We start from the raw sequence: 24,498 nt of genomic DNA, 5'->3' as shown, positions 1-24,498 counted from the left end.
ACCTCCCCAACTCCCGCCGCCCACAAGAGGACACGCAACCGAGCCGTCACCCGCGCCCGAGGACGCACGCCGGACCCGCCGCTACCGTCACCCGTACCCCAGCGCATGCAGCCGCGCGTCGTCGATACCGAAGTGATGGGCGATCTCGTGGACCACGGTCACCTCGGTCTCCGCGACGACCTCCTCGCGCGAGGAGCACATCCGCAGCGTCGGCCCGCGGTAGACGGTGATCCGGTCGGGCAGCACGCCCGCGTACCACTCCCCGCGGTCGGTCAGCGGAGTCCCCTCGTAGAGCCCGAGCAGCTCGGTGTCGGACGGGTCGTCGGGCTCGTCCTCGACGAACACCGCCACGTTGTCCATCAGCCGGGTCAGCTCCGGCGGTATCCGGTCGAGCGCCTCGGCGACCAGTTCCTCGAACTCCTCGCGCGTCATCTCCAGCACAGCCCCATTGTCCGGCACGGAACGCCCGTACGAGAGTCGCGGACCCCACGGAGATGCGGGCCCCACCGCCCGACATGCGGGCCCCACCGCCAGAGACGCGGGCCACGAACCGCCGCATACGCGCCCGCAATCCTGGGCATACGGCACCAATGGCCCGCGTCCGAGCCCGAGCCCAGTCCCCCAGCCCAGCCCCGACCCCGACACAAACCCGAGCCCGCCTCCCCGATCTCGAACTCGCCCCCGATGCGCACGCGCCGCCCGTCTGGATCCGCGTCCTCGGCCTGATAACCGTCGTGCTCGTCGGCGCCTGGCTCGGCCTGCTGGTCGTCGGGAACGTCCGGGCCCAGGTCGGCCCGATGGACACGACGATGACCCTGCGTCCCTCCCTCCACGGCGGCACGAAGATCAACGTCTCCCCGCTGGGCGCCCTCTACCTGGACACCCACGTCGCACCGGTCCGCCTGGACGTCAACGTCGACCAGCTCGACCCGGTCCGCTCCCAGGCGCTCGTCGACCACCCCGAGCGCCTCTCCGGCCTCCAGGACGAGGTCGCCCAGGACGTGGAGCACGGCACCCTCGACGTGGCCGTACGCTCCTGCGTGGCCGTCGTCTCCGGCGCGACCGCCCTCGGCCTCGCCGTCTACCGCCGTCCGAGCCGCGCCCTGACCGCCGGCGGCCTCGCCCTCGCCCTGCTCGCCACGTCCGGCGTGACCGCTTACGCCACCTGGAACCCCAAGTCGGTCCTGGAACCGCGGTTCTCCGGCCTGCTCTCCTCCGCCCCCGCCCTGGTCGGCAACGCGCGCAGCATCGTCACCGAATTCGATGTCTACCAGCAGGAGTTGGCACGCCTGGTGACCAATGTGACCAAGCTGTACGACGTCACCTCCACGCTCCCCGCCTACACGCCGGACCCGACCACCCTGCGTGTCCTGCACGTCTCCGACATCCACCTCAACCCGGCGAGCTGGAAGATCATCGCCTCGCTCGTGGAGCAGTACAAGGTGAATGTGATCGTCGACTCCGGTGACACCATGGACCACGGCACAGCGGCCGAGAACGGCTTCCTGGACCCGGTCGCCGACCTGGGCGTGCCGTACGTCTGGGTCCGGGGCAACCACGACTCGGACGTCACTCAGCGCTATCTGTCCCGGATGAAGAACGTGCACGTCCTGGACGATGGCCGGGCCGAGACGATCGCCGGGCTGCGCTTCGCCGGGATCGGTGATCCCCAGTTCACGCCCGACCGCTCTGCCATGCCGGGCGGGGACACGGCCGAGGTAGAGGCCGGGGACCGCCTGGCCACGGCCCTGCGGGAGCAGCGGGCGGCCGACACCCCGGCGGATGTGGCCATCGCCCATGAACCGACGGCCGCCCGGATGACGGACGGCGAGGTGCCCCTGGTCCTGGCGGGCCATCTCCACCACGAACAGAACGAGCTCCTGCCGCACGGCACCCGCCTTCGTGTGGAGGGCTCCACGGGCGGCAGCGGTCTGCGCGCGGTCGAGGGCAAGTACCCGGACCCCATCGAGGCCTCGATCCTCTACTTCGACCGCGACACCCGCCGGCTCCAGGCCTGGGACGAGATCAAACTCGGCGGTCTGGGCGAGACGACGGCCGAGGTCAGCCGCCACCTCCCCGAAGAGAACCAGCCGGGAGCCACTCCCTCCCCCTCGCAGAGCCCATCATCCTCAGGAGGCACACCGGGCACACCGTCGCCGTCGGGGTCGTAAACCGTTTTGGCGATACTCCCCGCCATCCCATATGCTTCTCACGTCCCCGACGCGCTGAGAAGCGCCCAGGCGGGCCGATAGCCCTCATCGTCTAGCGGCCTAGGACGCCGCCCTTTCAAGGCGGTAGCACGGGTTCGAATCCCGTTGGGGGCACGCAAGATCGTGTGCGACACTGTTGCACGCAAAGCTTGGTCCTGTGGAGCAGTTTGGAGTGCTCGCCACCCTGTCAAGGTGGAGGCCGCGGGTTCAAATCCCGTCAGGACCGCTGGGGTTTCACGTGAAACCTCGTGGCTGGGTAGCTCAGTTGGTACGAGCGATCGCCTGAAAAGCGATAGGTCGCCGGTTCGACCCCGGCCCCAGCCACAACACACAGCCCCTCCGGGATTCCGGAGGGGCTGTTCTTGTGTCGCATTCTGCTAGGGCGCCTGTGTGCAGTGTGGCAGCCTACGTTCGCCGGGTCGGAAGAGCATTCGAACGAGCGCTGAAGGCAGGGGCCGATGAGCCGGGACCAGGACGTCCAGCTGGAGAAGGACCGTGCACGGTACGGGCTCCTCGCTGTCGTCATCAGCAATCTCGCCATCGCCGGGGTGGCGATCTTCGGCGTCTGGCGGCTGAGCGGCAACACGTCGGTGATCATCGGCGTCCTCACCGCGGCCTTCACCGCGGTGAGCAGCATGACCACCGCCTACCTGGGGATCAAGGCCGTATCCAACACGGCGAAGTCCATGGCCGCCGCCTCGGCCCAGGTAGCGGCCCAGGCCACAGCCCCGGCCCAAGCCACAGCCCCCGCCCAAGCCCCCGCCCAAGCCCCGGCCCCGGCCCAAGCCACAGCGCCGGCACCGGCCGCAGCCGCGGCCCCACAGACCTCCTCCACCGCCACCCCGCCCGCCCAGCGGAGCCAGTAGGGCAACCCCGGCCGAACCGCCGGAGGCAAAAGCGTTCGCCACGAATTTCCCCAAGGTGAGATCCTGGGTCGCGTATGTCTACGCATCCAGCCCCCGCCCTCGGCGCTCTCGCCCCCCGCCTGACCGAGCTCTCGCTGCGCGACGCGCACCGGCTCGGGCGCAGGCTGGAAGGTGCACGCAAGATCCGTAAGCCGGAGGCCCGGGCCGCCGTCCTCGCGGAGATCGAGGCCGAGGTGGCCAGGGCCGAGGAACGGATGGCCGGCCGACGCGCCGTCGTGCCCGCCGTGTCGTACCCCGAGCAGCTGCCCGTCAGCCAGAAGAAGGACGAGATCGCCGAGGCGATACGCGATCACCAGGTCGTGATCGTGGCCGGTGAGACCGGGTCCGGTAAGACCACACAGATCCCGAAGATCTGTCTGGAGCTCGGGCGGGGTGTCAGGGGAATGATCGGGCACACCCAGCCCCGCCGGATCGCCGCCCGCACCGTCGCCGAGCGGGTCGCCGAGGAACTGCGCACGCCCCTCGGGGAGGCCGTCGGCTGGAAGGTCCGCTTCACCGACCAGGTGAACCCGGACGCCACGTTCATCAAGCTGATGACCGACGGCATCCTGCTCGCCGAGATCCAGACCGACCGCGAGCTGCGCGCCTACGACACGATCATCATCGACGAGGCCCACGAGCGGTCCCTCAACATCGACTTCCTGCTCGGCTATCTGGCGCAGCTGCTGCCCAAGCGGCCGGATCTGAAGGTGGTCATCACCTCCGCGACCATCGACCCCGAGCGGTTCTCCCGGCACTTCGGCGACGCCCCGATCGTCGAGGTCAGCGGCCGGACGTATCCGGTGGAGGTCCGCTACCGGCCGCTCCTCGAAGAGGAGTCCGAGGACTCCGACCGCGACCAGATCACCGCCATCTGCGACGCGGTGGAGGAGCTCCAGGCCGAGGGCAAGGGCGACATCCTCGTCTTCCTCTCGGGTGAGAGGGAGATCCGGGACACCGCCGACGCCCTCGAGAAGAAGAACTACCGGTTCACCGAAGTGCTGCCGCTCTACGCTCGCCTCTCGCACGCCGAGCAGCATCGCGTCTTCCAGCCGCACACCGGTCGAAGAATCGTCCTGTCGACCAACGTCGCCGAGACCTCACTCACCGTCCCCGGCATCAAGTACGTCATCGACCCCGGCTTCGCCCGGATCAGCCGCTACAGCCATCGCACCAAGGTGCAGCGGCTGCCCATCGAGCCGATCAGCCAGGCCAGCGCCAACCAGCGCAAGGGCCGCTGCGGCCGTACGAGCGACGGTGTCTGCATCCGGCTGTACGACGAGGAGGACTTCCTCGCCCGCCCGGAGTTCACCGACGCGGAGATCCTCCGGACCAACCTCGCCTCCGTCATCCTGCAGATGACCGCGGCCGGCCTCGGCGACATCGAGAAGTTCCCCTTCATCGACCCGCCGGACCACCGCAACATCCGCGACGGTGTGCAGCTGCTCCAGGAGCTGGGCGCGCTGAACCCGGACGAGAAGGACGCCCGCAAGCGGCTCACCGACTCCGGCCGCAAGCTCGCCCAGCTGCCCGTCGACCCGCGCCTGGCCCGCATGGTCCTGGAGGCCGACAAGAACGGCTGTGTCCGCGAGGTCATGGTCATCGCCGCCGCGCTCTCCATCCAGGACCCGCGCGAACGCCCGGCCGACAAGCAGACCCAGGCCGACCAGCAGCACGCCCGCTTCCGCGACGAGACCAGCGACTTCCTCGCCTTCCTCAACCTGTGGAAGTACGTCCGCGAGCAGCAGCGCGAACGCGGATCGTCGTCCTTCCGGCGCATGTGCAAGCAGGAGTTCCTGAACTTCCTGCGCATCCGGGAGTGGCAGGACATCTACACCCAGCTGCGCACGGTCGCCAAGCAGATGGGCATCCACCTCAACGAGGAGGACGCCCCCGGCGACCGCGTACATGTCTCGCTGCTCGCCGGCCTGCTGTCCCACATCGGCATGAAGGACGTGAAGGACGGCGCGAAGAACGAGTATCTGGGGGCGCGGAACGCCAAGTTCGCGATCTTCCCCGGCTCGGCGCTGTTCAAGAAGACACCCCGGTTCGTCATGTCCGCCGAACTCGTGGAGACCTCCCGCCTCTGGGCCCGGGTCAACGCGAAGATCGAGCCGGAGTGGGTGGAACCCCTCGCCGAACACCTCCTGAAGCGGACGTACAGCGAACCGCACTGGGAGAAGGACCAGGCGGCCGTCATGGCATACGAGAAGGTCACGCTGTACGGCGTACCGATCGTCGCCCAGCGGAAGGTCAACTACGGCCGGATCGACCCGCAGACGAGTCGCGAGCTTTTCATTCGCAACGCACTGGTCGAGGGTGACTGGCGGACCCACCACAAGTTCTTCGCCGACAACCGCAGACTCCTCAGCGAGGTCGAGGAGCTGGAGCACCGGGCCCGGCGCCGGGACATCGTCGTGGACGACGACACGCTCTTCGACTTCTACGACCAGCGGGTGCCCGAAGACGTCGTCTCCGGCGCCCACTTCGACTCCTGGTGGAAGCGGAAGCGCCAGGAGCAGCCGGAGTACCTCGACTTCGAGCGCGAGATGCTGATCCGGGAGTCGGCGGAGGCGGTCACCAAGGCCGACTATCCGGACTCCTGGCGGCAGGGGCAGCTCAAGTTCCGGGTGACGTACCAGTTCGAGCCGGGCGCGGACGCCGACGGTGTGACCGTCCACATCCCGCTCCAGGTCCTCAACCAGGTCAAGGACGAGGGCTTCGACTGGCAGATCCCGGGGCTCAGGGAAGAGGTCGTCACGGAGCTGATCCGGTCCCTCCCCAAGCCCATCCGCCGCAACTACGTCCCGGCACCGAACTTCGCCAAGCGCTTCCTGGACGCGGCCGTGCCGCTGCAGGAGCCGCTGCCCACCACCATGGCCCGCGAGCTGAAGCGCATGGTCGGCGTGCCCTTCGAGGCCGAGGACTTCGACTGGGCGAAGGTCCCGGACCATCTGAAGATCACCTTCCGGATCGTCGACGAGCGGCGCCGGAAGCTGGCCGAGGACAAGGACCTGGAGGCGCTGAAGCTCCGGCTGAAGCCGAAGGCCCGCCAGGCCATCTCGCAGGCCGCCGCGGCCACCGCGGAGCGCGAGGGCGGCGAGTCCCTGGAGCGCAATGGCCTCACGGACTGGACGATCGGTGCGCTCACGCGTGTCTTCGAGACCCGCCGGGCCGGCCAGCCGGTCAAGGCGTACCCGGCGCTCGTCGACGACGGCGACACGGTCTCGGTCCGCCTCTTCGACACCGAGGAGGAACAGGCCGAGGCGATGTGGAAGGGCACGCGAAGGCTGATCCTCCGCAACATCCCCGTCAATCCCGCGAAGTTCGCCTCGGAGAAGCTCACCAACGCGCAGAAGCTGGCCCTGTCCGCCAACCCGCACGGCACGATCCAGGCCCTGTTCGACGACTGCGCGATGGCGGCCGCGGACAAGCTGATCGGCGACTTCGGGGGGCCGGCGTGGGACGAGGAGTCGTACCGGAAGCTGTACGACAAGGTGCGCGCCGAGATCGTCGACACGACGGTCCGTACGGTCGGGCAGGTGCAGCAGGTGCTGGCCGCCTGGCAGGCCTGTGAGCGCCGTCTGAAGGCCGTACGGAGCCCCGCGCTGCTGGCAAACCTGACGGACGTCCGCAAGCAGCTGGACGCCCTCGTGAAGCCGGGCTTCGTGACGTGGGCCGGTATACGACGGCTCCCCGACCTCATGCGCTATCTGGTGGCCGCCGACCGGCGCCTCCAGCAGATGCCGACCAACGTCCAGCGGGACACCACCCGCATGGAGAAGGTCCACGAGATGCAGGACGAGTACGCCTGGCTCCTGGAGCAGCTTCCCCAGGGCCGGCCGGTGCCGCAGCAGGTCCTGGACATCCGCTGGATGCTGGAGGAGCTGCGGGTCAGCTACTTCGCGCACGCGCTGGGCACGGCGTACCCGATCTCCGACAAGCGGATCGTGAAGGCGATCGACTCGGCTGTCCAGTAACAGACCGGGTACGCGGAGTGAGTTCGACCAGGACCCACACCCTCCTGTACAGTCCTTCTCGCAGCACAGCGCAGACAAAGTGCCGCAAAACCTGGTCCTGTGGAGCAGTTTGGAGTGCTCGCCACCCTGTCAAGGTGGAGGCCGCGGGTTCAAATCCCGTCAGGACCGCACAATGCCGAGGCCCGCATCCCCCTAGGGGAAGCGGGCCTCCCGCATGTCACGGCCGACAACCCCGCCCCTCCCCACCCCGCCAAGGCGGAGACCGCGCCCACGGCACAGCCGCGATCAGATGCAGCAAACCCCGCCAGGACCGCATGACGCGGAGGCCCGCACCCCTAAGGAAAGCGGGCCTCCCGCATGTCACGGCCGGCAACTCCGCCCCACCCCACACGAGGCCGCGCCCACGGCGCAGGCGCGATCGGATACGGCACATCCCGCCAGGACCGGATGACGAAGAGGCCCGCACCCCCGTGGGAAGCGGGCCTCTTCTTCGTCCCAGGCGCCAGGGCATGCCTCTCACACTGTTGGCCGGGGAGCGGGGGTGGGCTCTTGACGGGGTCACATTCCCTCGCTACCCAGAAGACAGGGCTCGCTTCCCCTCGGCCCCCTTCTGGAGGTGGCGTATGGCGGCTTCGGTGCGGCATGAGACGCGAGCCCTGTTGCGGGCCCATCTGGCGGCCGCCTCGTCGTACCGGCACCGGACCCGGCACTGCCCGGTCTGCCATCAGCTGCTGCGGCTGGCCATGGACTCCGCCCCGCTCCCCACGGAGGCCCCCGAGGACACCGCGGAGGACGAGGGTCCCGTCGGCGTGTGACCGACGCGGGGCCCAACGGCCGTTCTCCCGTGGGACGGTGGAGGCTCCAGCTCCATTAGCGCACGGGTGGCAGCACAAACAACCCGTGCGGTATGTGACGGGAGTCACCGCATAAGTTCCTGAAACGGCGGTACTTACACCCCGCCTACAACAAGTCAATTTAATATGTGCAATTGCACCACCCTGGGACCTCTCCCGCAGCGTCCCGCCGGCGTCCCCCCGACCTCCTTCTGGGCGCATCCACAGCAGATCCGACAGGCCTCCTCAGACTCCGACAAGGCTGCTCACAAGGCCGCCCGTCACGGTCGGGCCAAGCCCCACGGACGCACAAAAAAGATCGCGCTGGACCCGGCGGAGTCCAGCGCGATCTACGACGCACCCTGTGTCGCTGCCTGAGAGGTTCTGTCAGCCTGGGCGTGGGCCCTGTTGGGGCAGGTCCCGCGTCGCTTGGAGCTAGGGTGTCGGGCGCCTCGGCCAGTTGGGGGACCGGTCGGTTTGCCCGCTATTCAGTTGGTCAGGCCTCGCTGCGCTGCTGCGGGATACCCGCGAGCAGAGCGCGGACCTCAGCCTCGCGGTAGCGTCGATGCCCGCCCAGCGTGCGGATCGACGTGAGCTTGCCGGCCTTCGCCCACCGCGTGACCGTCTTGGGGTCGACACGGAACATGGTGGCGACCTCAGCCGGGGTCAGCAGCGGCTCGGCATCAGGGGTGCGAGCGGTCATGAGCGGCCTCCTCGGGAGAACCGAACCTTCTCGGTTCTTTCCTCTAAATTCTGCACCTTGACCCGCGTTGCCCGAAATGGCGGACGCGAGTCGAGTCGGTTATAGGACGAACGGCTTGTCCTCGGCACTACAACTACACCATCCGTCCAGCCGCGTCGGCCAAACCGATGGAATTGCCCTCCCAGGTAGTCATCAGCCGCGGAAGCCGATGGACCATGCCATAGCGGACAGTCACGCCACTGTGACGATCAGTCACATGACGATCAGGAGTCACCAGACCCCCCAAAGCGCGTGCAATGCTGAGATTCCGCCCACAGTGCACCACACATGGACGGAAGGAGCCCTCCCCGGGCTCCTTGTCCTATTTTGGCACGAGGAGTGGCAAGAGGCGCAAGAGCCGTGTAAGTGCGGTCCGTCACCCTTGACGCAAAAGCCCGGATCGGGACCAACGTCCCGTGCGTTCACTGAAGTGCCGTCAACGTACGTTGTTTCATGGCATCTGGGCCGTGACGTACATCACTCACCACTCATACGTCACCCAGGTGTCATCCGACCGTCACACCATCACACAACCCGGCACTCAGTACGGCGCGGTCGGTATCGGCACTCACACCGGCGCTCAGTTCGCGGACCGCCGGTCCCGCACCGCCCGCCACCGCTCCACCAGCCGCCCGTAGGCCTCCCCGGCCGAGGCCCCGTCGCCCTGCCGCAGCGCCTCGATGCCGGCCGCCACGTCGGCCGCCGAATGGTCGTCCTCCAGGTCACCGGCCGGCAGGGCGTGCACCAGACCGCCGTAGTCCAGTTCGACCACCGAGCGCGGATGGAACTCCTCCAGCCAGCGGCCCACGTCCACCAGGCCGTCGATCAGCGGCCCTTCCTCGATGGTGTCCTTGAGCGTGCGCAGTGCCCGGGCCACCCGGCGCCGGGCCTGCACCATCGGCGTGCGGTAGCGCAGCATCGGCGGGATCTCGCCGGTGCCCTTCTCGTAGCGGCGCTCCTCGTCGGAGACCAGCACGAACCAGTTCAGCGGCACCTGCCAGGTCGCCGTACGGATCCAGGGCCGGGAGTCGGGGTTGCGGACCAGCCACCGCTCGTAGTCCATCGTGGCCTGCCGGCGGACGACCGGGGGCAGCATCGCGTCCAGGACCGTCTTCGGCAGTTCGTCGGGCAGCTCCTGCAGGGCCTGCCAGCCGCGCAGCCGGGTCCGCCACGGACACACGCACACGACACCGTCGACCTCGAGCACGAAGGCGTCACTGCTCTCCTGCACCGGCACCGGGACCGGCGGTGTGGGCAGCAAGTCGGCCAGGGCCCGCCGGAGTTCGTCCTGGTAGGAGGGCCGGTCGGGGCGGCGGGCGTAGCGCGACCAGTGGCCGCGCTCGGGCTCCGGGAAGGCGGCCAGCGGCTCGTACACACGCAGGTACGTCGCGTAGGGGACGATCACCGAGGACACCTTGGGCACGCCTGCTCCCTCCCCATCGGACCGGGCTCGAAACCAGCGGAACCCCACCGCGGGGTCAGCCGCAGTCAGCCGCGAAAACCACAGCAAATCGTCCCACGCTCATACGTGCGCACACGACGCGGGAGAGTGATCCTGAACACGGCGCGGATGGTGGACGGGCAATAGCTCTACGCTCATGCCAGGCCCCCGCCACCTGTACGGGAGCCCCCCGCTCCACTCGCCGCGAACACAACCGGGAGTCACCACAGTGGCCGACGTTTCCACCGGCGTCCTGCACACCCTGTTCCACTCGGACCAGGGCGGTCACGAGCAGGTCGTGCTCTGCCAGGACCGCAAGAGCGGCCTCAAGGCCGTCATCGCCATCCACTCCACCGCGCTGGGCCCCGCCCTGGGCGGCACCCGCTTCTACCCGTACGCGAACGAGGCGGAGGCCGTCGCCGACGCCCTCAACCTCGCGCGCGGGATGTCGTACAAGAACGCCATGGCCGGTCTCGACCACGGCGGCGGCAAGGCCGTGATCATCGGGGACCCCGAGCGCGACAAGACCGAGGAGCTGCTGCTCGCCTACGGGCGGTTCGTGGCCTCGCTCGGCGGCCGGTACGTCACCGCCTGCGACGTCGGTACGTATGTCGCCGACATGGACGTCGTCGCCCGTGAGTGCCGGTGGACCACCGGCCGCTCCCCGGAGAACGGCGGCGCCGGCGACTCCTCCGTGCTCACCGCGTACGGCGTCTACCAGGGCATGCGGGCCAGCGCCCAGCACCTGTGGGGCGACCCCTCGCTCCGCGGCCGTACCGTCGGAATCGCGGGAGTCGGCAAGGTCGGCCACCACCTGGTGGAGCACCTGCTGGTGGAGGGCGCCCGGGTGGTCGTCACGGACGTGCGCCGGGAGGCCGTCGGCCGGATCTCCGACCGGCACCCCCAGGTCCAGGTCGCCACCGACACCGAAGCCCTGATCCGCGTCGAGGGCCTCGACATCTACGCGCCCTGCGCGCTCGGCGGCGCCCTCAGCGACGAGTCGGTGCCGGCGCTGACCGCCAGGGTGGTGTGCGGGGCGGCCAACAACCAGCTCGCGCACCCGGGTGTCGAGAAGGACCTCGCCGACCGCGGGATCCTCTACGCGCCGGACTACGTGGTGAACGCCGGCGGGGTCATCCAGGTCGCCGACGAGCTACACGGGTTCGACTTCGACCGGTGCAAGGCCAAGGCGGCGAAGATCTTCGACACCACGCTGGCCATATTCGCTCGTGCGAAGGATGACGGAATTCCGCCTGCCGCGGCGGCCGACCGGATCGCCGAACAGCGGATGCACGAAGCGTCAACGGCCGGTGGACGCTGACCGAACACCGGGTTTCCGCACGGATTTCCGGTACCCGCCGGCGGACAGTTGGAGAGAACTCTCACGTTCGTCGGCGGGTCGCTCGCCAGGAAGTGGTTAAAATCGTCGTTGACCAGCGAGGACGGGGCGCCTCGCGGGTCGTGCAGCCAGGCGCGTGGTGCGGGCGACGTACCGTATGGGCGCGGGCTCAGGTACCGTGGAAGCCCTACGGACCGGTCTCTCCGAGGAGAGTCCGTTCCGGATCATGAACGCGTGTCAGACTCTGGGGCCGTCGAGCCCCGTCACCGAGGGGGTCGAGCCATGGGGCGCGGCCGGGCCAAGGCCAAGCAGACGAAGGTCGCCCGCCAGCTGAAGTACAACAGCGGTGGGACTGACCTGTCACGTCTGGCCAGCGAGCTGGGCGCTTCGACTTCGAGCCAGCCGCCGAATGGCGAGCCGTTCGAGGACGACGACGAGGATGATGACCCGTACGCCCAGTACGCGGATCTCTACAATGACGTTGACGACGAGGACGAGGACGACCAGTCCGGTCCCCAGTCCCAACATCGTCGCGGTGCGTGATGCCTGCGGCTGCTTAGCCGCGTACACACCCGGTCCGGGGTTTCCAACGCCGGACCGGGTTTTGTGCTGGCCTCGCGGCCGGTCGGCCCCTGTGCCCCGTACGTAGTGCTCCTATGCCGTAGCGGTGCTATGCGTAGTGGTCCTATGCGTAGTCGCCGACCAGCTCCGCGCCACTGGTGTGCTCGCCGCGCTCGGTGATCTCGCCGGCCACCCATGCCTCGACCCCGCGGTCGGCCAGTGTGGCCAGCGCCACGTCCACCGATTCCTGCGGGACCATCGCGATCATGCCGACACCCATGTTGAGCGTCTTCTCCAGTTCGAGCCGCTCGACCTCGCCGGTGCGCCCGACCAGGTCGAAGATCGCGCCGGGGGTCCAGGTGGAGCGGTCGACGCTCGCGTGCAGGTGGTCCGGGATCACCCGGGCCAGGTTCGCGGCGAGTCCACCGCCGGTCACATGGCTGAACGCGTGCACCTCGGCGGTGCGGATCAGGGCCAGGCAGTCCAGCGAATAGATCTTGGTCGGCTCCAGGAGTTCCTCGCCGAGGGTGCGGCCGAGCTCCTCGATGTGGGCGTCGAGCGCGAGGCCCGCCTGGTTCAGCAGAACATGCCGGACCAGGGAGTACCCGTTCGAGTGAAGCCCGGAGGACGCCATGGCGATCACCGCGTCACCCGTACGGATACGATCCGCGCCGAGCAGCCGGTCGGCCTCCACCACGCCCGTACCGGCGCCGGCCACATCGAAGTCGTCCGCGCCGAGCAGGCCCGGGTGCTCGGCGGTCTCGCCGCCCACCAGGGCGCAGCCGGCCAGCACACAGCCCTCGGCGATGCCCTTGACGATCGCCGCGACCCGCTCGGGGTGGACCTTGCCGACACAGATGTAGTCGGTCATGAACAGCGGCTCGGCACCGCACACCACGATGTCGTCCATGACCATGGCGACCAGGTCGTGACCGATGGTGTCGTACACGCCCAACTGGCGGGCGATGTCGACCTTGGTACCCACGCCGTCCGTCGCGGAGGCGAGCAGCGGGCGCTCGAAGCGCTTGAGGGCGGAGGCGTCGAAGAGGCCGGCGAAACCGCCGAGGCCGCCCAGCACCTCGGGGCGCCGGGTCTTCTTCACCCACTCCTTCATCAGCTCTACGGCGCGGTCGCCCGCTTCGATGTCGACGCCGGCAGCCGCGTAGGAAGCACCGGTGGACAGGCCCGTCGCCGGAGGCGACTGATCAGACACATCAGACATTGCCTGGGATCTTTCGGGTTGGTTTCTACGAGGCTTACGGGCGACGGATCGCGTCGGCCGCGGCCGTGGCTGCCGGACCGGCGGCCAGTTCGGTCTCCAGGAGCTGCTTGCCCAGCAGCTCGGGGTCCGGGAGCTCCATCGGGTACTCGCCGTCGAAGCAGGCACGGCAGAGGTTCGGCTTGGCGATGGTGGTCGCCTCGATCATGCCGTCGATGGAGATGTACGCCAGGGAGTCGGCGCCGAGCGAGGTGCCGATCTCGTCGATGGTCATGCCGTTGGCGATGAGCTCGGCGCGGGTGGCGAAGTCGATGCCGAAGAAGCAGGGCCACTTCACGGGCGGCGAGGAGATCCGGATGTGGACCTCGGCCGCGCCGGCCTCGCGCAGCATGCGCACCAGGGCCCGCTGGGTGTTGCCGCGCACGATCGAGTCGTCGACGACGACCAGCCGCTTGCCCTTGATGACTTCCTTCAGCGGGTTCAGCTTCAGGCGGATGCCGAGCTGCCGGATGGTCTGCGAGGGCTGGATGAAGGTCCGGCCGACGTAGGCGTTCTTGACCAGACCGTTGCCGAACGGGATACCGGAGGCCTCCGCGTAGCCGATGGCGGCCGGGGTGCCGGACTCCGGGGTCGCTATCACCAGGTCGGCGTCGGCCGGGGCTTCCTTGGCGAGCTTGCGGCCCATCTCCACTCGGGAGAGGTAGACGTTCCGGCCGGCGATGTCGGTGTCGGGGCGGGCCAGGTACACATACTCGAAGACACAGCCCTTGGGCTTCGCATCCGCGAATCGCGAGGAACGCAGACCGTTCTCGTCGACGGCGACGAACTCGCCCGGCTCGATCTCGCGGACGTAGCTCGCGCCGCAGATGTCGAGGGCGGCGGACTCGGAGGCGATGACCCAGCCACGCTCCAGGCGGCCGAGGACCAGCGGGCGAATGCCCTGCGGGTCGCGGGCGGCGTAGAGGGTGTGCTCGTCCATGAAGACGAGGGAGAAGGCGCCCCGGACCTTCGGCAGGACCGCGTGCGCGGCCTCCTCGATGGTCAGCGGCTTGCCGTCGGCGTCGACCTGGGCCGCGAGGAGCGCGGTGAGCAGGTCGGTGTCGTTGGTGGCGGCGACCCGGGTGGACCGGCCGTGGGTGTCCTTCGGGAGGTCGGCGACCATCTCGGCGAGCTGCGCCGTGTTGACGAGGTTGCCGTTGTGGCCGAGCGCGATCGAGCCGTGCGCGGTGGCGCGGAACGTCGGCTGGGCGTTCTCCCACACGGAGGCGCCGGTGGTCGAGTAGCGGGCGTGACCGACCGCGATATGACCCTGGAGCGACCCGAGCGAAGTCTCGTCGAAGACCTGGGAGACAAGCCCCATGTCCTTGAAGACGAGGATCTGGGAGCCGTTGCTGACCGCGATACCCGCGGATTCCTGGCCCCGATGCTGGAGGGCGTACAGCCCGAAGTACGTGAGCTTGGCGACCTCTTCACCCGGAGCCCAGACACCGAAGACGCCGCAAGCGTCCTGGGGGCCCTTCTCACCGGGGAGCAGATCGTGATTGAGGAGACCGTCACCACGTGGCACGCCACCGAGTGTAGGCGAGATCGACCACTGGTCCGAATTGGGGATACCCGGCCGTAATGGATCTACGACCGTGGACGCGGTTGTGGCTTTCTCCATTTCCGCTGGTCAACGCGGTGGGAGGATTCTCCAGCCGAGGCCCGTTCGTGCGGTCCGGTGTCCGCGCAAGCCCCTCACACCGTATCCCTGAGTGAGGTGTCGCACATCATTCGGGGGCCCGGAGGTCACTTCCTCGACAGCTGGACCCGGTCGCCGGCGGCGGTGCCGAGGGTGAGTTTCCTGCCTTCGGCCTGGGTGGTGAGCGGCCCCGCGGTGAGGGTGCGGGCGAGGGCGCGCTCGAAGGTCATGCGGGTGTTGCCGCAGGCCATACGGGTGGTGCGGGGGTTGCTCAGCCGGATCCTGTCGTCCGTGACCTTCGCCGTGGCGCTGAACTGGTTGCACCCGAAGCTGCCGGCGGCCTGGCCGTCCTCGATCTTCATATGGGCCTGTGCCGGGGCGCGCCGGGTGGTGCCGTCGACGGTCACGCTGTCGACGGTCCACTCGATTCCGGTCACCGGTGGCTGAGTCCCCACGGAGACTCCGGCTTTCTCACCGCCGCAGGCCACCGCCAGCGGGACGAGCACGGCGGCCGCCGTCATGGTCAGGGTCATACGCTGCGTGCGCTGCTTGTACCCGTACATGCCGATTCGACGGAACGCACCGGGTGATCGGTTCCCTCAGCTCATGAGGGGCAGCAGGGCCCCGATGTCCGCCCGCTCGCCGCTGGCGCTGACCTTGGCGTCCGCCACGGCCTCCTTCCATTCCAGCCGTCCGGTGGCCAGCCGCGCCCAGGTGAGCGGATCGGTCTCGACGACGTTCGGCGGGGTGCCGCGGGTGTGCCGGGGCCCTTCGACGCACTGCACCACGGCGTACGGCGGCACGCGCACCTCGGTGGAGCCGCCGGGCGCCTTGACGGCGAGCGCGTCGGCCAGCAGCCGGGTGCAGGCGGCCAGGGCCTGCCGGTCGTACGGCACCTCCAGTCCCGGGACGGCCGCGTTGAGGTCGTCAGTGTGGACGACGAGCTCGACGGTCCGGGTGACCAGGTAGTCGTCGAGGGACATCGCGCCGGCGCTGGTGGCGAGCGGCCGGGTGCCGGGGTGTGCGGCGAGGAGGGCGTGGAGGCCGTCGTCGGCGTCGGCGAGGTAGGCGTCGAGGTCGGGGTGACCGCCGGCGAGCCGCCGGGTGAAGTCGGAGATCGCCGAGGAGTTGACGCCGGTCCGGAAGGGCCAGTCGAGAAGGGCCGCGTCCGCCGTGGCCGGCTCGGGCTCGTCCAGGCCCCGTTGGACGGCGGTGACGGCCATGCCGATGTGGGCGACGAGCTCCCGTACGGTCCACTCGCCGAGCCGGGTGGGGAGCGCGAGCTGCTCGGGGGTGAGCGTGCGGACGGCATCCCTCACGTTCGTGAACTGGGCGAAAACCGCCGTACGGACCTTGCCGGGGTCGTACGTCCTGGTGCGTTTCTTGGCCGGTGGCATGGCGGTGAGCCTATTCAGGGGCGCAGCTTGACCGCGAGCGAGTAAAGGCGGGTGATCTGGGTTTCGCTGTCGTTGTCGTCGGAGACCAGGTAGAGCGGGTACCAGCCCTTGTACCGGCCTGACTTCCAGGGGTCGCCGAGGGCCATGCCCTCCACGTTGTCCAGGAGCGGGTGCTGCGGGGTGGCGGCCGGGACGGCGACCGCGCCGGGGCCGCCCGCTGGGCAGGTCGCCATGTCGACGACGAGTTCGTCGGCGGCGAAGATGTGCGCGGACTGGTGCCACAGGGAGGTGAGCTTGGTCACGTCCTGTGCCTTGCCGAGGGAGAGCTCGGCGATCCGGATCTCCGAGCCGAGGCCGGCGGTGTACTGGCGTTCCAGCGCGAGGAGGTTGCCGTTGTCGTCGATGGCGCTCAGCTCGGACAGGTACATGCCGTCGTCGGCGAGGAACGCGTACTGCCCGTCCGAGGTGTAGCTGCCACCGGGCGTTCCCGTGTAGCGCTGGATGCGGATGATGCCCCGGCCGCGGGTGTCGCCGTCATCGGCCAGGGGTGCCTCCCAGCCGGCGTAGAGATGACGGCCGTCCGGCGAGACGGCGAGGGACTCGATACTGCGGCCGGTCTGCGCGGACCCCTCGGGCGCGTAGCGCAGTTTCTGCGGAATGGGGAAGTCCTTGCCGATCTGCCGCCCGGTCGCGATGTCGAAGCGGCGGATGGCCGGGCCGGTCTCGGAGGCGATCAGCATGGTCCTGCCGCCCTTCTCGATGACCATGGCCTCGCCGTCGTACCAGTCGCCGTCGATCGGGAACTTCGTGCCGTCCGCGCGACGCAGCGGCACCGCCGTGGCGGCGCTGGGGCTCAGCTTGAACGGCGACCCGAGGGTGACCGGCCACACCCGGCCCGGCGAGTTGTCGGCGAGCGCGAGCGCCTTGACGTCCTTGCCCTGCGAGACGAGGGCGAGGGCGGACAGGCCCGCGATCTTCTCGTAGTCGACGCTCTGCTTGTTCAGCGCGTCGGAGTGGTCGAGCAGTACGGCGCGCGGCGCCGCCGCGTCGGCCGGCGAGGGGACCGCGCAGGGGCCGGCGGCGGCCGCCGGGTGCGTGTCGTGCCACCAGTGGACGAGGGGCTGGGTGCCGAGGCCGAGGGCGAGACCGAGGGCACCGGCGGTGAGGGAGAGGACGGAGGTGCGGATCTTCTGCCAGCGGGTGGGAGGGGGCGGGGCGGCCGGGTACAGCGGGGGCACTACAGCGGCGTTGTGGACGAAACCGAGTCCGCCGGTGTTGTTGCGGTCCTGGTCCTGCGGTTCCTGCGGTATCTCGGGTTTGAGAGCACGGATGCGTTCCTTCACTTCCAGGAACAGGTCGCGCAGGCCCAGCATCTCGGGGCCGCCGGGCAGCCCCTGGCGCATGACGTCGACCAGGGCGCCGGTGAACAGGGTGCAGCGCTTGGGGTCGGGGGCGTGCGAGGGCCGGTCGCGCGGAGCGGAGGCCATGACGTAGGAACCGTTGACGTCCTTCAGCGTGCGCACGGCCGTCTCGACGCTCTGTCGGTGGCCGTCCGTCATCTCCGTCAGAACCCGGCCGCTGAAACAGCAGTCGAGGATCAGGACACGGCGCAGTGCGGCGCCCTTGTTGTGGATGGCGAGGCGGACGTCGCTGGAGCGGACGCAGGTGTCCGGATGGTCCTCGGCCGACTCGGGCAGGGTGAGCAGCAGTTGTTGCTGATCATCATGGCGGTCGATGAGCCCGTGCCCGGCGTAGTAGACGATCAACGCGTCCTCGGCGAGCTCGGCGGCGTCCCGGATCGGGCCGACCAGCGCGGCCGGTGTGGTCGGGTTGGCGACCGTACGGATCCGGTCCTCGGGGATGCCCCAGATCTGCGGGTCCGTGAGCACGGCCCGTAGCTCCGTGAGGTTGTACTTGACGCTGCGCAGCGAGTCCAGGTGCTCGTAGTCGTCCACGCCGATCAGTACGCAGGCGGAACGCTCGGGGTCGATCCGACCGAAACTCTCGACCGTACGGGTCTGCGCGGTGTCCGTCACCGCGGCTCTCCGTCCTGCCCGTCGGCGCCGTCGTCCTGCCCGTCCGCGTCGTCCGCCTGCCCGAATCCGCGCAGTAGCTCCGCCACCTGGTCGGGGTCGATTCCGGTGATGTCGATGGTGACCCGGGCCTGTGGCCGGAGGCCCTGCCGCCAGGCCAGATAGGACAGTTGGAGCTGTCCCAGGCTGCTCACGGTGGACAGCACCGCGAGGACGAGGTCGACACCCGGCCCCATCCGCCCGGTGCCGGTGTCGGTGTCGGCCACCCGCGTCACCCGGGCGTGGCCGCGCAGGGCGCGGTCGGCCGCCAGCCAGTCGTACAGGGACTGAAGTTCCTTCTCGCGGGTGGATCCCGCCGCTTCGAACCTGATCTCCATCCGACCGCTCCCCCGGCTCGTTCACGGATGTGTCCGACTCCAACTACCTCATTGGCACCGCCAGTTGGCGAGTCACATTTTCCCGGAGGTGCGCGGAGACACGCCTGCTGTCGGAAGAGGCTGAACCAAACCTTCACGGCGAAGCCCTCCAGCCCCTCCTCGACCAGATCGAAGGCGGCGCGGGCGCGTTCCGGGGCGTCGGCGGCGATGCGGTCGACGCCCTCGCCCTCGCCCTCGGCGAGCCGGCGGTGGCGCTGGTGCTGCTGGCGGTACGGCTGCCGAGGGCGCGGGCACGGGTGGCGGTACCGGCGTGAGGTACGGCCACCGACGCGGCGATGAGCGACCCCGGGGCTGTCAGGACGCAAGGTCCTGGCTGGGGCTGATCACCCAGTGGTTGCTGTGGATGACGCGGTCGGCGAAGTCGACGTCGGTTTCGCCGAGGAGGCGGAAGCCGAGGGATCTGCAGATGCCGTTCGAGGGGGCGTTGCTCGTGGCCGGGAAGGCGTGGATGTCGCCCCAGCGGTCCTTATCCCGGGCCTGTTCGAGGAGCGCACGGGCGGCGAGCCTGCCGAGGCCGCGGCCCTGGAACTCGGGGAGGACCATCCAGCCGATCTCCGACATCGGCTCCTCGTCGGACTCGTGCGACCAGACGCAGACATGGCCCGCGACGATGTCGGGGGCGCCGGGATCAGGGACGATCATCTTGATCCACGACGTGTCGGCCGCAGCTTCCGCCGCGTCCCGGCGCACCTTCTCCTTCATCCCCTCGCTGGGCAACGGTCCGCCGAGGTCCCTCATCATCACGGGGTCGCAGCGCATGCGGAGGTAGGCGTCGACGTCGTCCGGGGTGACGTCACGCAAGTACACGGGCTCCTCCTTCAGAAGGACGTGGTGTCCAGCTCGAACCCGAAGGGTTCCGGGAGGGTGACGGGCTTGCCGAACGGCAGGGTGTGCCGGTCGACGTAGTCTCCGTCCTCCGGGTCGCTGAAGAGTGAGACGGCCTCTCGTTCGCGGTCGACGAGGAGATAGAGAGGGATCCCTGCTCGGGCGTAGCAGCGTCGTTTGCCTTCGCGGTCGGTCTGTGGCCTTCCATTGGTGATCTCACAGACGAGCTCAAGGCCGGCGGGGTTCATCCAGCCGGGGGCATCACGGAAGAGATCGGCGTCCTCGGGTGCGACGGCGAGGTCGGGAACGACATGGTCCTTGGGACTGCCGCCACCGACGGGAACCTGCACGCCTTTGTGGCCGCTGATGTCCATCTCGACGGCGGAGCGGCGGGCGATCTGGGTGTTGATGCGGGACGCGATGTGTTCGTGGTGTCCCTCCGGAACGCCGCTGATGAAGATCTCCCCCTCGATGAGTTCCAGCGTGAGGTCTTCGGGAGCCTCCCTCTCGGCGACCGCGAAGACGGTTTCGATCCATGCGCCGTCACCGCCTACGGACGAGAGCAGCCGGGCTGTGGGTGCGATGGTCACGGGCGATCACCTCCTTCGTCAGCACGGTAAGGGCGGCCACGGCCCACATGACCGACGAACGCGGCGAATGCCTCCGGCGGGACGGCGAGGGTGGGGCCGTTCGGGAGTTTGGAGTCGCGGACGGCGACCAGGGTGTGGGTGGGGATGAGGTTGGCTATCTCGACGCAGCTGCTGCCGTTGTCGCCGCTGTAGGAGGACTTGAACCAGGCGTGCTCTGGGACGTTCATGGCTGTTCCAACTCTTCTGCTACTCGGTGCAGGAATGCCTGTGTCTCGCGGGGCGGGGCCGCTTCAGCACGCATGGCGTCGAACCTGCGCGCGTACTTCCAGATCTCCGTGTCCTTATCCGTGACACTCACTCCCTCCAGAACGTCCACGCTCACCACCCTGGGCAACGGCGGCTCGAAGTCCATCAGGATGAAGTTGTCCCGCGCCCGGTAGACCGGTTGAGACATGGGGAGGATCTGCACGGTCACGTGATCGAGAGTGGCCAACTCGGCCAGGTGCTCGTACTGTTCACGCATGATGTCGTGACTGCCGATCACACGACGCACAGCGGCCTCGTCAAGGATCGCATGGATCTCGACCGGGCAGTCGCTCCGGGTGATGGCCTCCTTGCGCCTCATGCGGATCTCGATGTTCCGCTCCACGAACTCCGTTGTGCGCTCATCGATCGGCTTGGCGGTCTCGAACTGCGCGCGAGCGTACGCCTCCGTCTGGAACAGCCCGAAGATCACGTCCGGCAGGTAGACGCGGAGGATCTTGGCGTCGCCCTCTAACCCGACACTCATCCTCAAGAACCACGTCCGCTGAGCCGACCGGACGACAAGGCCCCGCCTGTGGAAACAGACGGGGCCTACGACGTCGTACGACCGCTTACGCCAGCAGCGCCTCGATCGTGCCCTCGTGGGCCTCGCGGAGTTCCGCCAGCGAGAGCTCGAACTCGCCCTGTACGTCCACCGAGTCGCCGTCCACGACACCGATGCGCGTCACCGGCAGGCCCCGCGCGCCGCACATGTCGTTGAAGCGGACCTCCTCGGAGCGGGGGACGGCCACGATCGCCCGCCCTGCCGACTCGGAGAGGAGGAAGGTGAACGCGTCCAGGCCGTCGGGGACGACGAGTCGCGCGCCCTTCCGACCCAGCAGCGCCGACTCCACGACCGCCTGGATCAGACCGCCGTCGGACAGGTCGTGCGCCGAGTCGATCATGCCGTCGCGGGAGGCGGAGATCAGGATCTCGGCCAGGAGGCGCTCGCGCTCCAGGTCGACCTTCGGGGGCAGGCCGCCCAGGTGGTCGTGGACGACCTGGGACCAGGCCGAGCCGCCGAACTCCTCACGCGTGTCGCCGAGGAGGTAGAGCAGCTGGCCCTCCTCCTGGAAGGCGACCGGCGTACGGCGGGCCACGTCGTCGATCACGCCGAGGACGGCGACGACCGGGGTGGGGTGGATGGCCACCTCGCCGGTCTGGTTGTAGAGCGAGACGTTGCCGCCGGTCACCGGGGTACCCAGCTGCCGGCAGGCGTCGGCCAGACCGCGTACCGCCTCGGCGAACTGCCACATCACCGCCGGGTCCTCCGGCGAACCGAAGTTCAGGCAGTCCGAGACCGCCAGCGGCTTGGCGCCCGTCGTGGCCACGTTCCGGTAGGCCTCGGCCAGCGCCAGCTGCGCGCCCGCGTACGGGTCCAGCTTGGCGTAGCGGCCGTTGCCGTCCGTCGCGATGGCGACACCGAGGCCGGTCTCCTCGTCCACGCGGATCATGCCGGAGTCCTCCGGCTGGGCGAGGACGGTGTTGCCCTGCACGAAGTGGTCGTACTGCGAGGTGATCCACTTCTTGGAGGCCTGGTTCGGAGACGCCACCAGCCTGAGGATCTGATCGCGAAGCTCCTCGCTCGACGCCGGCCGCGGCAGCTCGTTCGCGTCGTCCGCCTGGAGCTGGTCCTGCCAGGACGGACGGGCGTACGGACGCTCGTAGACCGGGCCGTCGTGCGCGACCGTGCGCGGGTCGACGTCGACGATCTTCTCGCCGTGCCAGAAGATCTCAAGGCGGTCGCCGTCGGTCACTTCACCAATGACCGTCGCGATGACGTCCCACTTGGCGCAGATCTCCAGGAAGCGGTCGACCTTCTCCGGCTCCACGACCGCGCACATGCGTTCCTGCGACTCGCTCATGAGGATTTCCTCGGGCGAGAGGGTCGAGTCGCGCAGGGGGACGTCGTCCAGCGTCACGGTCATGCCGCCGGAGCCGTTCGACGCCAGTTCGCTGGTCGCGCAGGACAGGCCCGCCGCGCCCAGGTCCTGGATGCCGACGACCAGCTTCTCCGCGAAGGCCTCCAGGGTGCACTCGATGAGGAGCTTCTCCTGGAAGGGGTCGCCGACCTGGACGGCCGGCCGCTTGGAGGGCTTGGCGTCGTCGAAGGTCTCGGACGCGAGGATCGAGGCACCACCGATGCCGTCACCACCCGTACGAGCCCCGTACAGGATGACCTTGTTGCCGGCGCCGGAAGCCTTGGCGAGGTGGATGTCCTCGTGCCGCATCACGCCGATCGCGCCCGCGTTGACCAGCGGGTTGCCCTGGTAGCAGGCGTCGAAGACGACCTCGCCACCGATGTTGGGCAGGCCCAGGCAGTTGCCGTAGCCGCCGATGCCGGCGACGACGCCCGGGAGGACGCGCTTGGTGTCCGGGTGGTCGGCCGCGCCGAAGCGCAGCGGGTCGACCACGGCCACCGGGCGTGCGCCCATCGCGATGATGTCGCGGACGATGCCGCCGACACCGGTCGCCGCGCCCTGATAGGGCTCGACGTACGACGGGTGGTTGTGCGACTCGACCTTGAAGGTGACGGCGTAGCCCTGGCCCACGTCCACCACGCCCGCGTTCTCGCCGATGCCGACAAGGAGCGCGTCGCTCTGCGGGGCCTTCTCGCCGAACTGGCGGAGATGGACCTTGGAGGACTTGTACGAGCAGTGCTCGGACCACATCACCGAGTACATGGCGAGCTCGGCGCCGGTCGGGCGGCGGCCGAGGATCTCCACCACCCGCTCGTACTCGTCCTTCTTCAGGCCGAGTTCGGCCCAGGGCAGCTCGACGTCGGGGGTCGCGGCCGCGTGCTCGACCGTGTCCAGAGGCGTCCGGCTCATGCGTTGACCAGCTTCTTGAGGATCGAGGTGAAGAAGGGGAGACCGTCGGTACGGCCGCTGCCGATGAGCGGCTCGACGGCGTGCTCCGGGTGCGGCATCAGGCCTACGACGTTTCCGGCCTCGTTGGTGATGCCGGCGATGTCACGGAGCGAGCCGTTCGGATTCATGCCGAGGTACCGGAAGACCACCCGCCCCTCGGCCTCCAGCTTGTCGAGCGTGTACTCGTCGGCGACGTACCGGCCGTCCATGTTCTTCAGCGGGATGTGGATCTCCTGGCCCTCGCGGTAGTCACCGGTCCAGGCAGTGCCCGCGTTCTCCACCCGCAGCTTCTGGTCGCGGCAGATGAAGTGGAGGTGGTTGTTGCCGAGCATCGCGCCCGGGAGCAGATGCGCCTCGGTGAGGATCTGGAAGCCGTTGCAGATACCGAGGACCGGAAGGCCGGCCTTCGCCTGCTCGATGACGGACTCCATCACCGGCGAGAAACGCGAGATGGCACCGGCCCGCAGATAGTCGCCGTAGGAGAAACCGCCCGGGAGGACCACCGCGTCGACCTGGTGAAGGTCCTTGTCCTTGTGCCAGAGGGCCACCGGTTCGGCACCCGCGAGCCGGATCGCACGCTGGGTGTCCCGGTCGTCCAGACTTCCCGGGAAAGTGACGACGCCAATACGAGCGGTCACTTGGCCGCCTCCGCCACTTCATCGACGCGAACGGTGAAGTCCTCGATCACGGTGTTGGCGAGGAAGGATTCCGCAAGATCGTGGATGCGGGCGAGCGCGGCCTCGTCGACCGGCCCGTCAACTTCCAGTTCGAATCGCTTTCCCTGACGGACGTCGGAGATGCCTTCGAAACCCAGGCGCGGCAGCGCACGCTGGACCGCCTGGCCCTGGGGGTCGAGGATCTCCGGCTTGAGCATGACGTCGACTACGACGCGTGCCACTGGCACTCCCGGTGTTGTGGTGCTGGCTGCTGAGCAGATACCCGCCGGTGCTCCGACAGGCATCTTCAGACTACCCGCACAAAATTTCTACGCGGGTAGAGTTGGAGGAAACTACGTGAGCCGCATCACGATCGGGTGACAGTGGGGGATCCACACGAAAAGTTCTGGGAAAGTTCCCCGGGTTCGCCCACGACATCTATTGCGCTGGGGACACGCGGACGGATTTAGTCGGGC

The 24,498-nt window shown here is 68.8% G+C and carries 23 protein-coding genes and 4 tRNA genes; 11 read left to right on the top strand and 16 right to left on the bottom strand.

Annotated elements, in window-relative coordinates; genetic code table 11:
* Nucleotides 1-87: 87 nt before the first annotated feature.
* Complete coding sequence (locus ABTY98_RS22400; RefSeq protein WP_352222676.1) at nt 88-441, bottom strand: metallopeptidase family protein; 354 nt, start codon at nt 439-441, stop codon at nt 88-90.
* 149 nt (nt 442-590) lie between these two features.
* Here ABTY98_RS22400 and ABTY98_RS22395 point away from each other — a divergent pair, with 149 nt between their 5' ends.
* The 8 genes from ABTY98_RS22395 (at nt 591) to ABTY98_RS22360 (ending at nt 7,910) form a co-directional block, all read left to right on the top strand.
* Nucleotides 591-2,171 carry a metallophosphoesterase family protein gene (locus tag ABTY98_RS22395; RefSeq protein ID WP_352222675.1) on the top strand — a complete coding sequence of 527 codons (1,581 nt, stop codon included), beginning with the start codon at nt 591-593 and terminating at the stop codon, nt 2,169-2,171.
* A gap of 80 nt (nt 2,172-2,251) precedes the next feature.
* Nucleotides 2,252-2,324, top strand: a tRNA-Glu gene (locus tag ABTY98_RS22390).
* A 37-nt stretch (nt 2,325-2,361) separates the two neighbouring features.
* A tRNA-Asp gene (locus ABTY98_RS22385) sits at nt 2,362-2,436 on the top strand.
* Between the two features lie 24 nt (nt 2,437-2,460).
* A tRNA-Phe gene (locus tag ABTY98_RS22380) sits at nt 2,461-2,534 on the top strand.
* A 134-nt stretch (nt 2,535-2,668) separates the two neighbouring features.
* A complete protein-coding gene (locus ABTY98_RS22375; protein WP_352222674.1) occupies nt 2,669-3,076 on the top strand; it encodes a hypothetical protein in 408 nt (135 codons plus the stop codon).
* Between the two features lie 74 nt (nt 3,077-3,150).
* Nucleotides 3,151-7,095, top strand: coding sequence for an ATP-dependent RNA helicase HrpA (hrpA, locus tag ABTY98_RS22370; protein ID WP_352222673.1), 3,945 nt, complete (start codon nt 3,151-3,153; stop codon nt 7,093-7,095).
* Between the two features lie 93 nt (nt 7,096-7,188).
* Nucleotides 7,189-7,263 (top strand) — tRNA-Asp (locus tag ABTY98_RS22365).
* A gap of 455 nt (nt 7,264-7,718) precedes the next feature.
* Nucleotides 7,719-7,910, top strand: coding sequence for a DUF6274 family protein (locus tag ABTY98_RS22360; RefSeq protein WP_352222672.1), 192 nt, complete (start codon nt 7,719-7,721; stop codon nt 7,908-7,910).
* 514 nt (nt 7,911-8,424) lie between these two features.
* Here ABTY98_RS22360 and bldC read toward each other — a convergent pair.
* Together bldC and ABTY98_RS22350 are read right to left on the bottom strand one after the other, a co-directional pair.
* A complete protein-coding gene (bldC, locus tag ABTY98_RS22355) occupies nt 8,425-8,631 on the bottom strand; it encodes a developmental transcriptional regulator BldC (protein ID WP_003949541.1) in 207 nt (68 codons plus the stop codon).
* Nucleotides 8,632-9,250: 619 nt separating this feature from the next.
* Nucleotides 9,251-10,093: a DUF8083 family protein gene (locus tag ABTY98_RS22350; RefSeq protein WP_352222671.1), complete on the bottom strand. Its 843-nt coding sequence runs from the start codon at nt 10,091-10,093 to the stop codon at nt 9,251-9,253.
* 247 nt (nt 10,094-10,340) lie between these two features.
* Here ABTY98_RS22350 and ABTY98_RS22345 point away from each other — a divergent pair, with 247 nt between their 5' ends.
* Complete coding sequence (locus ABTY98_RS22345; protein WP_352222670.1) at nt 10,341-11,432, top strand: Leu/Phe/Val dehydrogenase; 1,092 nt, start codon at nt 10,341-10,343, stop codon at nt 11,430-11,432.
* Nucleotides 11,433-11,732: 300 nt separating this feature from the next.
* A complete protein-coding gene (locus tag ABTY98_RS22340) occupies nt 11,733-11,993 on the top strand; it encodes a DUF3073 domain-containing protein (protein ID WP_352222669.1) in 261 nt (86 codons plus the stop codon).
* 142 nt (nt 11,994-12,135) lie between these two features.
* On the opposite strand, the gene purM is transcribed toward ABTY98_RS22340, so the two are convergent.
* The 6 genes from purM to ABTY98_RS22310 all read right to left on the bottom strand — a co-directional run bounded on the left by purM (nt 12,136) and on the right by ABTY98_RS22310 (nt 18,718).
* Entirely contained in the window at nt 12,136-13,224 is a 1,089-nt protein-coding gene (gene purM / locus ABTY98_RS22335; protein ID WP_352222668.1) for a phosphoribosylformylglycinamidine cyclo-ligase, read from the bottom strand.
* A gap of 43 nt (nt 13,225-13,267) precedes the next feature.
* Entirely contained in the window at nt 13,268-14,797 is a 1,530-nt protein-coding gene (purF, locus tag ABTY98_RS22330) for an amidophosphoribosyltransferase (RefSeq protein WP_352222667.1), read from the bottom strand.
* A 221-nt stretch (nt 14,798-15,018) separates the two neighbouring features.
* A complete protein-coding gene (locus ABTY98_RS22325; protein WP_352222666.1) occupies nt 15,019-15,444 on the bottom strand; it encodes an META domain-containing protein in 426 nt (141 codons plus the stop codon).
* A 66-nt stretch (nt 15,445-15,510) separates the two neighbouring features.
* Nucleotides 15,511-16,308 carry a maleylpyruvate isomerase family mycothiol-dependent enzyme gene (locus ABTY98_RS22320; RefSeq protein ID WP_352222665.1) on the bottom strand — a complete coding sequence of 266 codons (798 nt, stop codon included), beginning with the start codon at nt 16,306-16,308 and terminating at the stop codon, nt 15,511-15,513.
* 14 nt (nt 16,309-16,322) lie between these two features.
* Nucleotides 16,323-18,344, bottom strand: a complete 2,022-nt coding sequence (locus tag ABTY98_RS22315) for a caspase, EACC1-associated type (protein WP_352222664.1) — start codon at nt 18,342-18,344, stop codon at nt 16,323-16,325.
* Nucleotides 18,341-18,718 carry an effector-associated constant component EACC1 gene (locus ABTY98_RS22310; protein ID WP_352222663.1) on the bottom strand — a complete coding sequence of 126 codons (378 nt, stop codon included), beginning with the start codon at nt 18,716-18,718 and terminating at the stop codon, nt 18,341-18,343. Before ABTY98_RS22310 ends, ABTY98_RS22315 begins: the two co-directional genes overlap by 4 nt.
* 29 nt (nt 18,719-18,747) lie before the next feature.
* On the opposite strand from ABTY98_RS22310, the gene ABTY98_RS22305 reads away from it, so the two are divergent.
* Nucleotides 18,748-19,032, top strand: a complete 285-nt coding sequence (locus tag ABTY98_RS22305) for a hypothetical protein (protein WP_352222662.1) — start codon at nt 18,748-18,750, stop codon at nt 19,030-19,032.
* Between the two features lie 40 nt (nt 19,033-19,072).
* Here ABTY98_RS22305 and ABTY98_RS22300 read toward each other — a convergent pair whose 3' ends face one another.
* The 7 genes from ABTY98_RS22300 to purS form a co-directional block, all read right to left on the bottom strand.
* Nucleotides 19,073-19,585 carry a GNAT family N-acetyltransferase gene (locus tag ABTY98_RS22300; RefSeq protein WP_352222661.1) on the bottom strand — a complete coding sequence of 171 codons (513 nt, stop codon included), beginning with the start codon at nt 19,583-19,585 and terminating at the stop codon, nt 19,073-19,075.
* Between the two features lie 11 nt (nt 19,586-19,596).
* Nucleotides 19,597-20,193 (bottom strand): Uma2 family endonuclease, encoded by a 597-nt coding sequence (locus tag ABTY98_RS22295; RefSeq protein WP_352222660.1) that lies wholly within the window; start codon nt 20,191-20,193, stop codon nt 19,597-19,599.
* Entirely contained in the window at nt 20,190-20,420 is a 231-nt protein-coding gene (locus tag ABTY98_RS22290; RefSeq protein ID WP_352222659.1) for a DUF397 domain-containing protein, read from the bottom strand. Before ABTY98_RS22290 ends, ABTY98_RS22295 begins: the two co-directional genes overlap by 4 nt.
* Nucleotides 20,417-20,983: a DUF5753 domain-containing protein gene (locus tag ABTY98_RS22285; RefSeq protein ID WP_352222719.1), complete on the bottom strand. Its 567-nt coding sequence runs from the start codon at nt 20,981-20,983 to the stop codon at nt 20,417-20,419. The genes ABTY98_RS22290 and ABTY98_RS22285 overlap by 4 nt, the downstream gene beginning before the upstream one ends.
* Before the next feature lie 85 nt (nt 20,984-21,068).
* Nucleotides 21,069-23,327 (bottom strand): phosphoribosylformylglycinamidine synthase subunit PurL, encoded by a 2,259-nt coding sequence (gene purL / locus ABTY98_RS22280; RefSeq protein WP_352222658.1) that lies wholly within the window; start codon nt 23,325-23,327, stop codon nt 21,069-21,071.
* Nucleotides 23,324-24,004 (bottom strand): phosphoribosylformylglycinamidine synthase subunit PurQ, encoded by a 681-nt coding sequence (gene purQ / locus ABTY98_RS22275; RefSeq protein WP_352222657.1) that lies wholly within the window; start codon nt 24,002-24,004, stop codon nt 23,324-23,326. Before purQ ends, purL begins: the two co-directional genes overlap by 4 nt.
* A complete protein-coding gene (purS, locus tag ABTY98_RS22270; RefSeq protein WP_093501106.1) occupies nt 24,001-24,264 on the bottom strand; it encodes a phosphoribosylformylglycinamidine synthase subunit PurS in 264 nt (87 codons plus the stop codon). Before purS ends, purQ begins: the two co-directional genes overlap by 4 nt.
* Between the last annotated feature and the right edge of the window lie 234 nt (nt 24,265-24,498).

This window comes from Streptomyces sp. NPDC096040 (assembly GCF_040303265.1).
GTDB lineage: Bacteria > Actinomycetota > Actinomycetes > Streptomycetales > Streptomycetaceae > Streptomyces.
This window is presented reverse-complemented; position numbering and strand designations above follow the sequence as displayed.

Coding starts and splice junctions, on each gene's coding strand:
- ABTY98_RS22340 (WP_352222669.1), top strand. CDS start 11,733: ATGGGGCGCGGCCGGGCCAAGGCCAAGCAGACGAAGGTCGCCCGCCAG.
- ABTY98_RS22320 (WP_352222665.1), bottom strand. CDS start 16,308: ATGCCACCGGCCAAGAAACGCACCAGGACGTACGACCCCGGCAAGGTC.
- ABTY98_RS22325 (WP_352222666.1), bottom strand. CDS start 15,444: ATGACCCTGACCATGACGGCGGCCGCCGTGCTCGTCCCGCTGGCGGTG.
- ABTY98_RS22375 (WP_352222674.1), top strand. CDS start 2,669: ATGAGCCGGGACCAGGACGTCCAGCTGGAGAAGGACCGTGCACGGTAC.
- ABTY98_RS22395 (WP_352222675.1), top strand. CDS start 591: ATGGCCCGCGTCCGAGCCCGAGCCCAGTCCCCCAGCCCAGCCCCGACC.
- bldC (WP_003949541.1), bottom strand. CDS start 8,631: ATGACCGCTCGCACCCCTGATGCCGAGCCGCTGCTGACCCCGGCTGAG.
- ABTY98_RS22290 (WP_352222659.1), bottom strand. CDS start 20,420: ATGAACGTCCCAGAGCACGCCTGGTTCAAGTCCTCCTACAGCGGCGAC.
- ABTY98_RS22285 (WP_352222719.1), bottom strand. CDS start 20,983: ATGAGTGTCGGGTTAGAGGGCGACGCCAAGATCCTCCGCGTCTACCTG.
- hrpA (WP_352222673.1), top strand. CDS start 3,151: ATGTCTACGCATCCAGCCCCCGCCCTCGGCGCTCTCGCCCCCCGCCTG.
- ABTY98_RS22360 (WP_352222672.1), top strand. CDS start 7,719: ATGGCGGCTTCGGTGCGGCATGAGACGCGAGCCCTGTTGCGGGCCCAT.
- purL (WP_352222658.1), bottom strand. CDS start 23,327: ATGAGCCGGACGCCTCTGGACACGGTCGAGCACGCGGCCGCGACCCCC.
- ABTY98_RS22310 (WP_352222663.1), bottom strand. CDS start 18,718: ATGGAGATCAGGTTCGAAGCGGCGGGATCCACCCGCGAGAAGGAACTT.